Here is a 16,072-nt window from a genome sequence, read left to right as displayed (position 1 = left end):
TAACGAGGCGTGTTTTTTGCATTCAGAGTAATTTTTAGTATCCTTTATTCTGCACGATTCCTGATGCATCTACCTCGCGCTGAGGTATCGGCAACACCAGAGAATTGGCGTCATAAGCAAGATTGTCAGAGTTCTGTTTCAAACGTTTCAGGTCATGAATACCTTGTCCTTCGTGGGCTAGTTCAAGCTTACGTTCTTTCAGTATAATATCTAATGTAGGAGCAGTAATGGCAGTGAGACCAACACGTCTGCGAATCAGATTAAGATCTGCAGCAGGCGTTGCACCAAGCTGTGATGAAAGTCTTTGATTGGATTCAGCGCGGGTGAGATAAAGCTCGGCTAAGCGGAAAGCTGGAATATTCTTGAATTGTAACATCCATTTACCACTTCTTACAGCTCCTGACCCCTCGTAAAACAACTTCAGACGTGCATCTGCTGCTTCGTAAAGGTTAAGGTGTTTGGTCTGCACGGACACATCCCCGTCGCGTCCTCCATACTGGGGAATTGACCAGAAAAGCTGCATGTCGTTGTCTCCGTCCTGATCACTCACCTGAATAGCGAAAATGTCTTCTACAGAGTTGGCAGCGTTATTGAAAGCAGCTGCGTAAGTTGTAGTTAGTGCCATTCCATTCGAAGTAGCGAGTGAAATCCCTTTGTTAGCAGCAGCCAGTGCCTTCGCATAGTCCGCTTTTTGAAGGTAAATTCTTGACAAATAGGCATTGGCCGCAATCTGGTTCAGATAGATCCCATTGGTTTCAGGCAGTAAGCTTTCAGCTTCTACAGCATCCTGAATGATTTGTGCATAAGTTGCTTCTACAGAAGCTCTTGTTACAATTTTTCCAGGTTCTGCTGCAATAGTTGGTTCCAGCACGAGTGGGAGTCCGGGATTGGAACCTGTGTTGCCTGCACTGTAAGGTAAAGCGTATAGTTGAACAAGCTCGAAATAGGTAATAGCACGCAAGAGCAGAGCTTCTCCCTTTACACGATCCTGATCTGCTTCGTTTACTCTGTCGATAGCGCTCAGAACATTGTTCGCAATATTGATGGTTTTGTAGGATTCCAGCCAAATATCACGTACGAAGCTATTATTTACCAAAATTGATTTCCGGTACACATCTCGTGGCTGGTTGTAGGTACCTTCCCAGGCTATCTCGCTATTGGAAGCAAGAAGTTCAGAAAATAACGCCATGTCGCCGCCGAGTACAAAGGCGTCGCTGATTGCGTCGTAAGCTCCGGCCAGGGCTCTTTTAATGTTGGTGTCGGAATTGAGTACAGTTTCACTATCTACCTCCTGTTGCGGCAACAGATCAAGCTTTCCGGCGCAGGATGAAAGAAGGAGCATGGTACCTAGTATGATTGCATTATATCTTTTCATAGTCTGATATTTTCGGTTGTTAACTTTGTTCAGGATTAAAGTCCGAGGCTTAATCCAAATGTCAGGGATTTGATTTGCGGAGCAGCGTAAAAATCACTACCCTGGTTACGGTTACCTGCACGGTAGTCGGTGTTTACCTCAGGATCCCATCCCGGATATTTGGTGAAAGTGAGCAGGTTTACACCCGTAACATATAACCGAAGTGAACTAAGTTTCATTTTCTGCAATACTGCCTGAGGTAATTTGTAGCTCAGGGTAATATTTTTAAGACGAACATAGGAAGCGTCATACACGTATCTGCTGGAAGCAGATGTACCATTTCCTCCTGCAAGACGAAGTTGTGGCTCATTGGTGATATCACCTGGTTTCTGCCATCTGTCCAGCGTTTCAAGAGTCTGGTTGTCGTACCAGTCAAAGCTGGAAGTCATAAATCCGCCGGCACCATTGGTTACCTGGTTTCCGAATACCCCCTGAAACAGGAAGCTTAGCTCTACGCCCTTGTATCCCACTGTATTGGTAATCCCGCCGATCCAATCCGGATTAGGATTCCCTACTACGAAATTACCGGCAGCGTTGTAGTCGTTGGTTGTTTCTCCGTTTTCTGTATAATACAAGGCATCTCCGTTTGCAGGATCAACACCTGCATATTTCGGGCCGTAGAATACGCCGATCGATTCACCCACAATAAGGGAGTTCAGGAACCTTCCGTCGTTACCTGGCAGCAGCTGAGTTTCTCCATCCAGTTTGGTAAGCTTATTGATGTTTCTGGAAAGATTCAAACTGGTTGTCCAGGTTACTGGCCCGCCACTAAGGTTGGTAGAGTTCAACACAAACTCAACTCCTTTGTTTTGCATAGAACCGATGTTGGCTGTTTGTGTCGCAAATCCGGAAGTTCCGGCAACAGGTACATTGTAGATCAGATCCTTGGTGTCTTTTACGTAGTAATCGATTTCCCCTGAGAGACGGTTTTTGAAAAGACCAAAGTCAAGACCGAAATCAATCTGGTTTGATTTTTCCCATTTCAGATCAGGATTGGCCAACTGTGTGGGAACAAGTCCTGATGAACCGCCATATTTAGATCCTCCCCAAAGTGCCAGTTGTTTGAAATCTCCGAATCCGTCAGCATTCCCGGTGATACCCCAGCTACCTCTCAGTTTAAGGAAACTGATTGTATTGTTTGTAGCCAGGAAGGATTCTTCTGAAATCACCCAGCCTCCCGATACGGCAGGGAAGAAACCGTATTGGCTGTCTTTTCCGAATTTGGATGAACCATCAACACGCCCGCTTACAGATAGCAGGTAACGATCGTTGAATTTGTAATTGGCTCTTCCGAAGTAAGAAAGGAAGGACGATTCTGTTGAGGTAGAATACCCCGCTGTAATTTTTCCGGCACTTTCAATTTTCTTCAGGTCATCAACAGGGAAATCTTGTCCTGTTACTGAGTTACGGTCATCTTTATAGTTCTGGAAAGACATACCAGCTGTCAGGTCGATGCTGTGCTTGTCTTTCAGGATATTATAGTTGAAATAGTTGTTCGTGTTGTAGTTAACTGTACGATAAAAATAGCTTGAACCTTGTCCGTTAACAGATTGTCCTACCTCAGTTTTTACACCTGAAAAAATATCTTCATCCTGGTTTAATATATCAAAACCGAATTCAGTTCTGAACGTAAGCCCTTTGACAATGTTGTAGGCAAGATAAGTGCTCCCGATATTTCTGTAACCGGTTGTCTGGAATTTCTTGTTGCCCAACTCCATCAAAGGGTTGTAATAGGTTGTTACCGGGCGGTCGTTGATCTCACCGGCAGCATTACGTACAGGTGTAATCGGTGCCAATGCGATGATCTGCATAGGGGATGCAAACTGGTTGTCTTGCGCCAAACGGTTTGCAATGGTTCTCGACAGACCCATGTTGAATCCGATTTTCAGACGCGAATTGATATCGTGATCAAGATTGATACGTCCTGAAAGTCTTTTGAAGTCGTTACCGATCAGAATACCGTCCTGATCATTGTAACCCGCGCTGATGTAAAATCTGGTTTTTTCATTTCCGCCGGATGCATTGATGTCAAATATCTTGGTTCTGGACGCGTCGTTAAATGCCAGTTTCTCCCAGTTGGTATTTGTTTGCTGCGTTCTCCAGTCCGTTCCTCCTGAATATCTGTCCAAACGTCCTTCAGCTGATTCAAGCCATGAGTCTTCATATTGAGCAGGATCTGTAGAGTTAATACCTTCCAGTGCATCAGAGTTAATGGCTGCTTCACGGAGCAATTCCACATATTGCTTCGCATTCAGGAATCCGCGTAAATGCGTTGGTTTGTTGAAACCATACTGAACATTGGCTGTAAGGCTTGTTTTACCTGATTTACCCTTTTTCGTAGTAATCAAAACTACACCATTCGCAGCTCTTGATCCGTAAATAGCTGCTGCTGATGCATCTTTTAGTATTTCAAAAGATTCAATATCGTTGAAGTTGATATCTGCCAGAGGGTTTCCCGAAGGTGCCGGAGAATTACCTGATGTGGCTGATCCTGCAAGTGCGGAAGAGTTTACAGGTATACCGTCAATTACGTACAATGGATCATTAGATGCGCTGATCGAACCAGTACCGCGGATACGTACTTTGATGCCTTCACCCACCTTGCCGCTATTGGATTCTACAAATACACCTGCTGCACGGCCTTGCAGTGCCTGATTGAAGTTAGGAACAGGAGTATTCTGGATATCCGCACCTTTAATACTGGCGATATTCCCGGTCAAATCTCTTTTGATTTGCGAACCAAATCCGGTAACCACAACCTCGCCTAAACTTCTGGAATCTGAGGTTAGTTTTACATCGATTACACTGCGGTTACCTACCAGCTCTTCTTTTGAAACCATACCTACAAAGCTGAATATCAGCGTTGCATTGGGCGAGCTTACCTGAAGAGAATAACGTCCTTCAGCATCACTCTGACTACCATTTGTAGTTCCTTTTTCCTGAATTGTTACACCCGCCAGCGAAGTTTCATCCTCCGATGTGACGATTTTTCCACTCACCGAAAATGATTGTCCATACCCATAGAGGCACGTGATCAGGAGACAGAAAACTGTTATAATAAAGGTTTTCCTCATAATTGTTAAATTTGGTAATTAGGATTTGTTACGGAACAAATGTAGTGTTAATGTTAGACTCGCGAAATATTTGTCTTTTATTATTTAGATTGTAACGAATAAAAATTGTCAGTTAAATAATATTTGTGCAAGCTTTTCAGGGAATATTCTTGTATTAGTACAATACTGATCCATACAAGCGTATATACACCTGCCCGAATCGGGGGGTATGGAAGGTAGCTAATCGTTGTCTGGATGATGTTTAGGGATAGTATTTTACCAATACTTCCCATTTTTCTGTACAAAGCGATAACCCCGCCAGAAAATAAAAAAATGATTAAATAGGGTAGGGAAGAGACCGAAGTGTTTACGGAGTACTTTGAAGCGATCGGTGAGGGAACGTTTGTGGTTTTGTACAGATGTGCCGCCCAGAAGGTACTTGCAGAGTACAAAGTGGAGCGAAACAATGGTGTCCGCCTTTTTCAGACAAGTAATTTCCCAGTCGATATCGGCGCTGAGGTTATTAATGTCATATTCGGGAGCGAGCGATTTTTTGACAATGAATGCCTGATGACAGACTTTCATACCAAACTTGAAATCTTGCCAACGCAGATTTGTTGGTAAGTCGTGAGGTGTAAATTTACTGCGAAGGCCCACTTCGCTACCATCCTCCCGAACGAACATCGCATCACTGTAACATATGTCAGGATCAGAATGGAGTTGTTTATTCAGTTTCTGTAATACCTCCTCATCGTACACTTCATCTCCTGCATTCAGGAACCAGATATACTGCCCCGTAGCAAACCGAAGGCCCTTGTTCATCGCATCGTATAAACCTTTGTCACGTTCAGAAACGATGCGGGTAATAAAATCATATTGCTGAGCAATGGCGAGCGTGTTGTCTTTGGAGCCACCATCTATGATCATGTATTCCAGTGATGCAGGATCAATGTGAGCTAACGCACGCTGAACGCTTTCTAAAGTTCGATCCAGGTATTTTTCCGCGTTGAAGGTGATCGTGACAATCGTTAGGAGTGGCATTGCGAAGCGGTTTGGTTGTTCAACATCACTTCATACAATTGGCTGTATTGGCTGGTAATAGTTTCTTCACTATAGGTATGTATCACTTTTTGGCGTGCTGCTATGGAAACCGATAGGTCTGCGTTTTTTTTCAATATCCAATCAATTCCAGCTGCAAGAGAGTCTGCAGATTTGAGATCTGCTACATATCCGTTGTCGAGATGATCAATCATTTCGGGAATGCCGCCTGTCGCAAATCCCACAGCTGGTGTGCCGCATGCCATCGCTTCCATAATGGTATTTGGAAGATTATCTTCCAAAGAAGGGACTATAATCATATCAGCCGCATTGTAAACATTCACCATTTGCGCCGGCTCCGTAATTTTTCCCAGATAATGAACCGGTACGGGAAAGGTGTCAAAACTATTGTTGCCCGACTTTCCGAAGATGAGCACTTCGAGATCCTGTCTTTCGGTATTATACTGCTCCATCGCCTTTTTGAAATAAACAAAACCCTTTCTTGGATCCTGGGTATTGGCACCAGCGAAGAGAATCAGCTTTTTATCAACTGGAAGTCCCAGTTTTTTTCTGATTTCATTCTTGTCGCCACGGGCAAAAAAATCAGTATCAATACAATTGGGTATACAAACTGATTTCAGATTTTGGGTTAATGCCGCCTGTCTGGTCAGACTGGTAAGCCAGTTGCTGGGTGATACTAATGCCAGATTTACATTTTTATATAGCTTCGCCTTTTCTTCAAACTGAGAAAAGGAAATGTCATAAATATCCGGTTTGGCAAGATATGGACAATATTGGCAATGCGTCAGGTAGTTATCGCAGCCCCTGCTGTAATGGCACCCACCGGTGAAAGACCACATGTCATGCAACGTCCACACAACCGGTTTGCCCAAAGCAAAAAGCTTGTCCAGCGAAGTCATGGACAAAAATCCGAAATTGATCCAATGAAGATGAATAATATCTGCCTGTTGTACAAGCGGATGTTGGCTGATATCTGTTCCCGCAGCGGCTGGAGAAAATGCGAAACGTACGCTGCTGTCTTTTTCCTGAGGATAAAAATAGAGCCGTTCTTCAACAAACCTTATAAATGACTTACGCGATTCCCATTTGGAAGTATTCAGATCTGTGACGTGTTCTTCAGGGTTTTTAACTCCCGGAATCAGCATATAAGAATCTTCACCATTCCGAAGTAAAGCGCGGTGCAAGCGCGTGGCAGCGACGCCGGCCCCTCCTTCAAGGTGAAAAGTACTTAAATGCAAAATCATAAATGAACAGGCTAAACAGGGATGTATCTGCTGTACGAATGGTGCAAAATTAAACAGATATAATGATTATTTTTTTTCCATCTGTCAGATGAGCAAGCAGACTACTCGCGCCATCCGAATATATTGAGTTGCAAATCCATCACATCATTTCCCCGGTAACGATGATTCACAAAAGGTTTGTTTCGGTGCTGATTGGTGTCGATAAAATACCTGAAGCCGTTTTCTTCAAAAATCTGAATGGTCTCTGCCAGTCCCTGCGGATTGCCTATATAAGAGTGGAATTCAACGAAAAGATTTTTGACATGACTCAGTTGGTCGCGGCAATCCTTTAGCACTTCCTGTTCGGCACCTTCAATATCTATTTTCAGAAAATCGATCTGCTTTTCTGCCATCAGGAAATCTTTCAAACGAACTGAAGCAATTTTCTTCTTAGCAGCGGTAGAATAAATAGAAGAAGAATCAGCAGATTCACTGCCAAACATGATTCCGTCCTCATTGGTCCAGACGGCCTTGTCCACAATCCGGACATCCAGAATGCCGTTCGTTTTGAGATTTTTGCTTAGTAATGAAGCGATTTCAGGTTCGGCTTCAAATGCCGTAATGCGTGCTTGCGGGAACAACTCTTTGAAATACAGAACACTCATGCCGATATTGGCTCCGCAATCAAGAATAACGGGAGATATATGATCAGTTTTGAAAAAATAGAACTCGTCGGCATAAATTTCCTTGTACTGCCACAGGAACGACATCACATCAGGTACTTCAAAAGTGTGCTTGTCGAACTTTACAACGGTTCGCTGGTGTCTTTTTGCATCGCCATATTTCAAGAGAAGTTTGATAAATTCTCTGTCGCGGGCGGTACGTAACGCCTGAAAAGGTTCTTTTAGTAAATAGCGCAGCCAGTACATGAAATTGGATTAGGCATTAAATTTCAGGGCGAAGATAGGGCAAAGATTGAAGCTGTCCTTAAAATTACTTTCGTTTGTGTACTTTTGCACCCACTATCCAATTTTGATCTGGCACATGCGTGTTTGTTTTGTAATGGCGGGTTTGCCGCACTATTTCACTTTGATTCTGAATAAAATGGTTTCTGAATACGGAACCGATCTGATTCTGATCAAACCCAGCCAGAAAAGCAAAGCAGTGGGTTCAGGTGTGAAAGAGGCGGATTCGGCCACGAAGTTCCGGTTGATTGAACTTCCCGAATACAACACATGGTATGGCAAGCCATTTTTTAAAGATCTTATTCCTACTCTGGAGGAAGTAAAGCCGGATATTATTGTGATGTCAGCATGGCCTTACTTTCTGCAATTAGTGCTTAATCCTTTTTTTTATTCCAGACTCAGAGGGATAGGGGCAAAGCTGATATGTCGCGATATTCCATTTAACATTTCGTATTGGGGTAAAAGCAAAGAATACTACTATTCAGGACAGAACCTGACCGAAGATCTCCAGACTGAGGGCAAAAACTGGAAAGGATATCTGGCCTTTTATTTGATCACCTGTCTGCGCAAAATTTACCTGCCTCTGGCCGATGCGCATATCAATTATTTCGATGAAGCCCGTAATATCACCGGAAGCTATGGTGTGCCCGACGAAAAAATATTCATTGCTGCCAATTCTCCTGATACAGATGAGTTGCTGGCTACTTATGAAGAGGTATTAAAACAACCAGAGATCCTTCCTTACAATCCGCATCGTATTATCCATGTGGGGCGTTTGGTGAAATGGAAAAGGGTAGATATGCTTATTGAGAGCATTAAAAATATGTCTGCTGATTTACCTGAGTCTGAATTGGTGGTAATCGGTTTTGGTCCTGAGGAAGAAGCTTTGAAGAAACTGGCTTCGGAACTGGGTGTTGCTGATCGCGTCCGGTTTATTGGCGGGGTATATGAATCGCTTACCCTGGGGCGTTACCTGCATACCTCGTCTGCATATGTGTTGGGAGGAATGGGTGGATTGTCCATTAACGACGCCATGTGCTTTGCCAAACCTGTGGTATGCTCGGTGGCAGACGGAACAGAGAAGCGGTTGGTGAGAGAAGGCTATAATGGTTATTATTTTAAAAACGGAGACCAGGCAAGTCTTGACGATTCCATCAGGAAACTGTTGAAAGATGCCGAAAAGGTCAGAATCTTCGGCGAGCGTTCTCTGGAAATTATTAAAAAAGAAGTAAACATTCACACGGTACTACGGGAATACAATGTTGCATTTCAATATGTGATGAAACATTAGTTTTTCCGGTTATACGATATCAAAAAATGAAAATTCTCAGCATCGTTGGCGCTCGCCCTAATTTCATGAAGGTGGCTCCGCTCCACAGAGCTTTTTTGAAACATCCTCAGATCGAATCAAAGATTGTTCATACAGGGCAGCACTACGATTCCAAAATGTCGGATGTGTTTTTCAATCAGCTTGAATTACCTCGCCCGGATTACTTCCTGGGTGTGGGAGGAGGTTCACATACACAGCAGACGGCAAAAATTATGGTGGAGTTTGAGCAGGTGATGCTTGCCGAAAAGCCGGATATCGTACTTGTAGTAGGTGATGTGAATTCAACCATTGCCTGTGCAATGGTGGCTGTGAAGGAACACGTGCCGGTTGTACATGTGGAAGCTGGATTACGAAGTGGTGACCGTCGTATGCCTGAAGAAATCAACAGAATCATGACAGATGCTATTTCTGATGATCTTTTTGTAACGGAAAATGCAGGGATAGTAAACCTTAAAAGAGAAAGTATACCTGACGAGAAAGTGCATTTCGTAGGAAATGTAATGATCGATTCGCTGGTACATTACCGTGAAAAGGCTTCTCAATTGAACCTGCTTCAGGAGCTGGGAATCGAGTCGGGGGAATATGTGCTGGTAACCATGCACCGCCCAAGCAATGTGGATGATGCTGAAGGTTTGAAAAATATCCTGGCAATTCTGAAAGATACGGCTGCGAGAACTAAAGTGCTTTTTCCGGTTCATCCGCGTACGCTGAAAAATATAGAAACGAACGGTCTGTTGGCAGAGCTGGAATCTATCAACAATGTAACTTTAATGGAGCCACAAGGTTATCTGGAATTCCTGCACCTTATGGCCAACGCAAAGCTTATTGTAACGGACTCAGGTGGAATTCAGGAAGAAACCACGTTTTTGAAAGTGCCTTGTATCACATTCCGTGCGAGCACGGAGCGCCCCGTTACTGTTGAAATGGGAACTAACTATTTGCAAAGCGATCTTAATCCGGCTTCAGTAAAAGAATTGGTTGGTGCAGTGCTGGATGGGAAGTCCAAAAAAGGTGAAACTCCTCCATTGTGGGACGGACACGCTGCGGAACGTATCGCGGCTATATTGTTACAGAAATACGCTAAATAGAGCCTGAGGTGGGAATAGTTGTTCGTCAGAGTCTAAAGGCAGGATTGGGTTCGTATATAGGAGTAGGGATTGGAGTCATAAATCAAATGTTTGTGTCTACCAAATTCCTGACTGTGGAAGAGTTGGCGCTTTCCAGGCTTTTATTTGAAAACAGTTTACTTTTTGCTGCTTTTGCACATCTCGGAACGCCGTTTATAGTTGATAAGTTCTTCTCCCTTTTCAAAAGTGATGACGAGCAGCACAGAGGTATTCTTGCGTTTCTGCTTTTTATGCCTTTTGTAGGGGTGTTGTTGTTTACTGCAACCTACCTTTTTTTTACCCCTGAAATCAAAGGATACTTTGCGGAGCAGTCGCCAATGATCCTTCAGTACCATTTTCTTGTGGTACCGCTCACTGCTTTCTGGATATATATTACCGTTCTTGAATCCTATTGCAGAAACAATGCGAGAATCGCCATTCCTAATTTTATCCGGGAGGTATACCTGAGACTTTCCAACATGTTGCTGGTTCTGATCTATGGACTAGGCTGGATCAGCTTCAATGTGATGTGGGGACTGATGATCGGTACTTATGCGCTGGCAGTTGTATTATTGCTGGTCTATATCAAAAAACTGGGAAAGCTTTATCTCCGGTTGCCCGATCGCAATTTTCTGAATGGTAAGCTTCTCAAGCAAATGCTGGGCTACGGTAGTTTTACAATTTTGGGAGGGATCGGAGTTAATCTGGTTTTGTTTATTGATAAATCCATGCTGGCAGGGGAGGAAGGGCTGATAAGTACCGGTATTTTTATTATTGCCGCCAGTATTGCTTCTATCATTGAAATTCCCAGAAAAGCCATCGCACAGATTTCTATCCCACTTTTGGCAAGTGCCCTGGTCAGAGAAGATCATAATCATATCCGCACCATGAACCAGAAATCGGCGTTAAACCAACTCATCGCAGGTGGCTTCTTTTTCCTGTTGATCTGGGCAAGTATCGATGATATTTTTTATCTTATTCCCAAAGGAGAAACCTACAGCCAGGGAAAATATGTAGTGCTGCTGCTAGCAATTGTGAAGGTTTTTGATATTGCTACCGGACTGAATTCCGAGATTATTATGTATTCCCGCTATTTCAGATGGTCTACATTGTTCATTATCACTACTGCCATTCTGGGTGTAACATTCAATTTATGGCTTATTCCTTTGTACGGTTTCATTGGTGCCGCGCTGGCTACAGTTTTTACCACACTGGTCTATTCCGTTACAAGGATGACATTCGTATGGATGAAGTTTGATGTAATGCCGTTTACTGCAGGAAGTTTCAAAGTAGCGCTTATTCTGGCTATTTTATATGGATTAACGCTTCTCGTACCCCATTACGACAAAACAATGGTTTCGGCCATGGTAGCACTGGTGGTACGTTCGGGTATAATATCCCTGCTTTTTGCTGTGGCCGTGATAGGACTTAATGTCTCTGAGGAGATTAATGGTTTGGTAAAAGGTTTACAGCAGCGGTTTTTGAAGTAGCAATGAGATTTAACTTTAAATCGTTAAATCTCCTATTTTGATTTTTGCGCCGCTCTTCAGTCTTTGACTTACAAATTCTATGTTTCTGATGTAAATTGTATTATCAGGGTTCGGCTTAGAAATTGCTGTAATTGTTCTGTGGTAAGGGTCATAATCATGCGGAACAAACCCTGCAGAGAGTAGCTTGTTATGGATATAATCCTGTCCGAACTGGTATTGATCTGACAAGCCATTTGTTTCCATTACAATTACATTCAGGACTTTGTTTTGTAATGTTTCTGTTGCTCCGTTAATCACATTGGCTTCAAAACCCTCCACATCAATTTTAAGAAAATTGGGGGTCAAACCTTTCATAAGATTGTCAAGAGAGTTGACGGGCACTTTCATGACAGAGCCTGAGAAATTTTTGCTGTCAGTAATAACATGATTGATAGCATCAAGAGAATTGGAAAACGTTAACGTTTCTTCTTTGTCGCCCACACCCATGTTGAAAAGCTTTGCTTTCTCAGTCAGGTTATTATAAACGATGTTTCTACGTAAACGATCAAATGTAGAAGGGATGGGTTCAAACGCGAGGGATTGTGCTCCGCTAACTCCTGATGCCAGGACAGAATATACCCCAATATTGGCTCCGATATCAACGAAAGTATCTTCGGAGCGTAGATAATGCATTAAAAAGAGCATTTCTATATGATCATACAAACCAGTGTATATCTGTAGCTCTGCACTTGACATTCCCTTTTCAACCACGAGTGAAGTACCCGATACAAATGGGTATACCATCGGATGTCTATGGAGCCGAATCATGAGCCCCCTTTTGAACAACGTAAGTAGTGCCTGTACTTTTCTTTTCTGGTTCAAAGGATGACCAAGTACGGTCTTTATGGTTTTGATCTTCATGGCTGTTATAATAAGGCGATCGTTGGCGTTGAGCTTTGATTTTAAAGCGGGCAAAGTTACTGAAAATCCTCACATTGGTTGCATTGGTATTCTCTTATATACTTAGGTCGTTTTTGCTGAGTTGGCATGTGCCTTGGAAGTGGTGATATGAGTGGAGAATAGTTTATTTACGTGTTTTTATTGATTTTTTTACATATAGTATTTAGCGGCAGTAAATACCTTGCTTAAGGCATTTATCTTTGCCGGTTCTTAAAGAATAGAGTGTTCAGTTTTAAATTTTGTCAGGTAAAAGAAGGAAATGATTCGGTCTATCAAAAATGTAGTTTGGAGTGGGCTCAGAGCTATTGGTCTGGGAGGAAGTTTTCAATTGGGGATAGACAGTGCCCTTACAAAGTATGGTTGGTTCAGAAGCTACCATTCAGGACGCTCGGAAGATGCTGGTGGTAATCCTCTACCGTGGTATACCTATTCTTTCATTTTGTTTTTAGAGCCACGAATTAGAAAAAGCTTTCAGGTTTTTGAATATGGATCAGGAAATTCTACCCGCTGGTATGCTTCCAGGGTAGATCGCATCTCGGCGGTGGAGCATGATAAAGAATGGATCAAAATTGTGAGCACACTTATTCCGTCTAATGCGAAAGTGATACCGGCAGAATTAGGTGACGAGTATGTTCAGGCAGTAGGTCAGGAGAAAAAGCTTTATAATATTATCGTAGTCGATGGCAGAAAACGGGTAAAATGTACTGCTTTCGCAGTGGATTATCTTACTCCTGATGGCGTGCTTATTCTTGATAATTCAGAGCGTAGCTGGTATCAGGAAGCCAAGGATCTGATGGAGAAGAAAGGGTTCAGAAAAATAGATTTTTATGGAATGGCTCCTATCGTCGGTCATGAAACGTGTTCTACGGTGTTTTACAGAGAGGGCAATTGCTTGGGAATCTAATTCAGCCGGATACAAAAACTTTTCTTCACACTCCGCACGCCACCAATATTCTCTTTAAATCGAATCAGGCTTGCTTTCTCTCTGCCGGATTGATCCAATGAGGTGCCAAGATCAAGGATTTCTATTTTTTGTTGCTGACAGTATTGATACACACAATTCACCAGCATAACGGTAGGGCTATACTTGTTGAACTCAGGAAGGCTATCGATAAGAAAATTATAGAGTATCCGGCTATTGACACGTATAGTAACAACCATTGCAATTATTTTTCCGGCGAGTTGCACAGAAAAAGTCCGGACATGGTTTGGGAAATGAACTATTAAAGTCGTCAGCTGAGATTGACTCAGGGGTAACACATAGCCTTTTACCTGCCGGCAATAACTCAAAAACTGATAGATTTTTCCAGGATCTGAATCGGTGTCCATTTGTGCTATGAGTGCAGACCGTTCGCACTTTTTTAACCTGCGATGCTCAGCAGGCACAATAAGCTCACGAAAATGTTGTGCTGATACGGGAATGTGATGATTGATTTTCTCTTTGCTACATCTGAAACCGTTAGTTGCGTACAGGCTGGCTATTACTTCTGCATGAGGTTCGGAGTAACAATATGCATAGTGGTTGATCTGTAGGTTTTTAACTCTTCTGAAATTCAATTGCTCAATGATTGATTTGATAAAATAATCTATTTCCTCTTTCGAGCAATCATCCTGGCATTGAATACTACCAAACGGAGCGGATGGAGCAGAATGGCAGAGCCCGTCGAGAGGAGCAGTACACTGGAAAATAGCAATTGGGGTAGGATAAGTATTTCGATAAAACTGAAAATAAATAACCGGCTTTCTAGTCTGAGCAGTAAGGTGGGTAGTAGTTAAATAGAGAAAAATATCGAACTCAACTTTATTTTTTTCTATATTCCCATTGGAAATAATTTTATAGTAATTATTTTTAAGGTTCTTATATTCAGGCATATGTGTGTGAGTGTGCGTGTAGTCATCCTGTTATTTGCGAAAAATCAGGTCCGTTGAATGGAACGATGTACGGATTGGCCTGGTTGTCGTTATTAAATTTACGTAAGTTGAATTTGTTCGTCACAGGTATAGCACAGATACTAAATTTAAAATAATTCTGTTAATTATGGTGTCTATTGTTATTTTTGTGTAAAATGAGAGCGAAACAGGCGTTGGAGCACACTTTTGACGGCTTCGTAATTTTCCTTTTTAAGATCTATCAGATGGACAGCTTACGCTGAATTAATAAAATAGAAAGAAGTCCCTTTATTTATTTGCATCTAACCCGTTACATGAAACACATACTTATTGCCGAAGATCATGCTGTTGTAAGAATTGGTACCAAACATTTGTTACAGTCCCTTATACCGGATTCCGAAATTGCGGATGTTGAGGATTTTGATGCACTGATCAATGAACTTGGTGTGAAACAATACGATTTGCTGATACTTGATATCAATATCCCTGGTGGTAATAATACCAAGATGGTGGAAGCGATTCGTACGAAATCCCCATTAACACGAATTCTTATGTTCTCCAGCTATGATGAGCAACTCTATGGGTTGTTGTATCTGCAGGCTGGTGCAGACGGGTACCTATCCAAGGATGCTCCTGAGGAAGAATTTAAAGCAGCTGTATTGAGTGTACTGAATAACAAAAAGTACATGAGTGAAGAAATGCAGCAAATGAACATTAACAGACTTATCAATCCGAAGGAATTCCTGCCGGATCCTATTGTGAGTTTATCACCAAGGGAAACGGATGTAATGAATTTGCTTAAGGAAGGATTAGGCACTGCTAAAATTGCTGAAAAACTGAACCTCCAGTTATCAACTGTCAGCACCTATAAAGCCCGTATATTCGAAAAGCTCGGTGTTAAAAATATCGTTGAGCTGATCACGAAAATAAAGTAGAACAATACATTCTGCAATGAATATCGATAACCCTGTCTTAGTATAGGGTTATTTTTTTATACCCGTATAATTTGAAAATAAGGTTACATGAGAAAGTTAGAGGTTGATGAGATGGACCGGTTGTCGGTAGAGGAATTCAGGGAAGCTGACAAATTTCCCTATACAGTTATATTGGATAATATACGAAGTCTCAATAATATAGGGTCCTTTTTCAGAACAGCAGACGCGCTAAAAGCTGAAAAGATCATTTTGGGTGGCTACACACAGCAGCCACCTCACAGAGAGATTACGAGAAGTGCACTGGGAGCTGAGTTGTCTGTTGCATGGGAAAAAGCGGAAGACGTTACAGTGGCAATAGCTGGTTTGCAGAAAAAAGGTTATAAGGTGCTGGCAGTAGAACAGGCCGAGGGTAGTACTTTACTGGAAAAGTATGACTTTATTGTCGGTGGATCTTACGCTTTCGTTTTTGGAAATGAGGTGGAAGGGGTTTCTGATCAGGTAATGGCAATCGTAGATGGGTGTATTGAAATACCTCAGTTCGGTACCAAACATTCTTTCAACGTTTCCGTGTCGGCAGGCATCGTATTGTGGGAATTTGTGAAAAAAAATATAACATAAATATAACACAGAAAATTTGGAATTAATGTTACATTGAGGTGTAATTGCAT

13 protein-coding genes are annotated in these 16,072 nt (G+C 42.3%); 6 read left to right on the top strand and 7 right to left on the bottom strand.

From position 1 onward, the window contains the following. Positions 1-34: 34 nt before the first annotated feature. The 5 genes from DSL64_RS19420 to DSL64_RS19400 form a co-directional block, all read right to left on the bottom strand. Positions 35-1,375, bottom strand: a complete 1,341-nt coding sequence (locus DSL64_RS19420) for a RagB/SusD family nutrient uptake outer membrane protein (RefSeq protein ID WP_115832595.1) — start codon at positions 1,373-1,375, stop codon at positions 35-37. 35 nt (positions 1,376-1,410) lie between these two features. Further along, entirely contained in the window at positions 1,411-4,488 is a 3,078-nt protein-coding gene (locus DSL64_RS19415; protein WP_115832594.1) for a SusC/RagA family TonB-linked outer membrane protein, read from the bottom strand. Between the two features lie 255 nt (positions 4,489-4,743). Next, positions 4,744-5,508: a glycosyltransferase family 2 protein gene (locus tag DSL64_RS19410; RefSeq protein WP_115832593.1), complete on the bottom strand. Its 765-nt coding sequence runs from the start codon at positions 5,506-5,508 to the stop codon at positions 4,744-4,746. After that, complete coding sequence (locus tag DSL64_RS19405; protein WP_115832592.1) at positions 5,496-6,770, bottom strand: glycosyltransferase family 4 protein; 1,275 nt, start codon at positions 6,768-6,770, stop codon at positions 5,496-5,498. Before DSL64_RS19405 ends, DSL64_RS19410 begins: the two co-directional genes overlap by 13 nt. 101 nt (positions 6,771-6,871) lie before the next feature. Beyond that, positions 6,872-7,678 carry an FkbM family methyltransferase gene (locus DSL64_RS19400; RefSeq protein WP_115832591.1) on the bottom strand — a complete coding sequence of 269 codons (807 nt, stop codon included), beginning with the start codon at positions 7,676-7,678 and terminating at the stop codon, positions 6,872-6,874. Between the two features lie 115 nt (positions 7,679-7,793). On the opposite strand from DSL64_RS19400, the gene DSL64_RS19395 reads away from it, so the two are divergent. From DSL64_RS19395 to DSL64_RS19385, 3 genes are all read left to right on the top strand, one after another. Next, positions 7,794-9,005 carry a glycosyltransferase family 4 protein gene (locus tag DSL64_RS19395; protein WP_115832590.1) on the top strand — a complete coding sequence of 404 codons (1,212 nt, stop codon included), beginning with the start codon at positions 7,794-7,796 and terminating at the stop codon, positions 9,003-9,005. 26 nt (positions 9,006-9,031) lie between these two features. After that, a complete protein-coding gene (gene wecB, locus DSL64_RS19390) occupies positions 9,032-10,132 on the top strand; it encodes a non-hydrolyzing UDP-N-acetylglucosamine 2-epimerase (protein WP_115832589.1) in 1,101 nt (366 codons plus the stop codon). Positions 10,133-10,218: 86 nt separating this feature from the next. After that, positions 10,219-11,640 carry a lipopolysaccharide biosynthesis protein gene (locus tag DSL64_RS19385; RefSeq protein ID WP_115832588.1) on the top strand — a complete coding sequence of 474 codons (1,422 nt, stop codon included), beginning with the start codon at positions 10,219-10,221 and terminating at the stop codon, positions 11,638-11,640. A 15-nt stretch (positions 11,641-11,655) separates the two neighbouring features. On the opposite strand, the gene DSL64_RS19380 is transcribed toward DSL64_RS19385, so the two are convergent. Further along, complete coding sequence (locus DSL64_RS19380) at positions 11,656-12,540, bottom strand: FkbM family methyltransferase (RefSeq protein ID WP_115832587.1); 885 nt, start codon at positions 12,538-12,540, stop codon at positions 11,656-11,658. A 298-nt stretch (positions 12,541-12,838) separates the two neighbouring features. Between DSL64_RS19380 and DSL64_RS19375 the strand changes: the two genes are divergently transcribed. Further along, entirely contained in the window at positions 12,839-13,483 is a 645-nt protein-coding gene (locus DSL64_RS19375; RefSeq protein ID WP_115832586.1) for an FkbM family methyltransferase, read from the top strand. Here DSL64_RS19375 and DSL64_RS19370 read toward each other — a convergent pair. Then, positions 13,480-14,451: a GNAT family N-acetyltransferase gene (locus DSL64_RS19370; RefSeq protein ID WP_115832585.1), complete on the bottom strand. Its 972-nt coding sequence runs from the start codon at positions 14,449-14,451 to the stop codon at positions 13,480-13,482. The genes DSL64_RS19375 and DSL64_RS19370 overlap by 4 nt on opposite strands. A 332-nt stretch (positions 14,452-14,783) precedes the next feature. Between DSL64_RS19370 and DSL64_RS19365 the strand changes: the two genes are divergently transcribed. Both DSL64_RS19365 and DSL64_RS19360 read left to right on the top strand, forming a co-directional pair. After that, a complete protein-coding gene (locus DSL64_RS19365; protein ID WP_115832584.1) occupies positions 14,784-15,404 on the top strand; it encodes a response regulator transcription factor in 621 nt (206 codons plus the stop codon). Between the two features lie 87 nt (positions 15,405-15,491). Then, positions 15,492-16,022, top strand: a complete 531-nt coding sequence (locus DSL64_RS19360) for a TrmH family RNA methyltransferase (protein WP_115832583.1) — start codon at positions 15,492-15,494, stop codon at positions 16,020-16,022. Positions 16,023-16,072 lie beyond the last annotated feature (50 nt).

This window comes from Dyadobacter luteus, assembly GCF_003383615.1.
Lineage (GTDB): Bacteria > Bacteroidota > Bacteroidia > Cytophagales > Spirosomataceae > Dyadobacter > Dyadobacter luteus.
This window is presented reverse-complemented; position numbering and strand designations above follow the sequence as displayed.

Coding starts and splice junctions, on each gene's coding strand:
- DSL64_RS19420 (WP_115832595.1), bottom strand. CDS start 1,375: ATGAAAAGATATAATGCAATCATACTAGGTACCATGCTCCTTCTTTCA.
- DSL64_RS19415 (WP_115832594.1), bottom strand. CDS start 4,488: ATGAGGAAAACCTTTATTATAACAGTTTTCTGTCTCCTGATCACGTGC.
- DSL64_RS19410 (WP_115832593.1), bottom strand. CDS start 5,508: ATGCCACTCCTAACGATTGTCACGATCACCTTCAACGCGGAAAAATAC.
- DSL64_RS19405 (WP_115832592.1), bottom strand. CDS start 6,770: ATGATTTTGCATTTAAGTACTTTTCACCTTGAAGGAGGGGCCGGCGTC.
- DSL64_RS19400 (WP_115832591.1), bottom strand. CDS start 7,678: ATGTACTGGCTGCGCTATTTACTAAAAGAACCTTTTCAGGCGTTACGT.
- DSL64_RS19395 (WP_115832590.1), top strand. CDS start 7,794: ATGCGTGTTTGTTTTGTAATGGCGGGTTTGCCGCACTATTTCACTTTG.
- wecB (WP_115832589.1), top strand. CDS start 9,032: ATGAAAATTCTCAGCATCGTTGGCGCTCGCCCTAATTTCATGAAGGTG.
- DSL64_RS19385 (WP_115832588.1), top strand. CDS start 10,219: ATGTTTGTGTCTACCAAATTCCTGACTGTGGAAGAGTTGGCGCTTTCC.
- DSL64_RS19380 (WP_115832587.1), bottom strand. CDS start 12,540: ATGAAGATCAAAACCATAAAGACCGTACTTGGTCATCCTTTGAACCAG.
- DSL64_RS19375 (WP_115832586.1), top strand. CDS start 12,839: ATGATTCGGTCTATCAAAAATGTAGTTTGGAGTGGGCTCAGAGCTATT.
- DSL64_RS19370 (WP_115832585.1), bottom strand. CDS start 14,451: ATGCCTGAATATAAGAACCTTAAAAATAATTACTATAAAATTATTTCC.
- DSL64_RS19365 (WP_115832584.1), top strand. CDS start 14,784: ATGAAACACATACTTATTGCCGAAGATCATGCTGTTGTAAGAATTGGT.
- DSL64_RS19360 (WP_115832583.1), top strand. CDS start 15,492: ATGAGAAAGTTAGAGGTTGATGAGATGGACCGGTTGTCGGTAGAGGAA.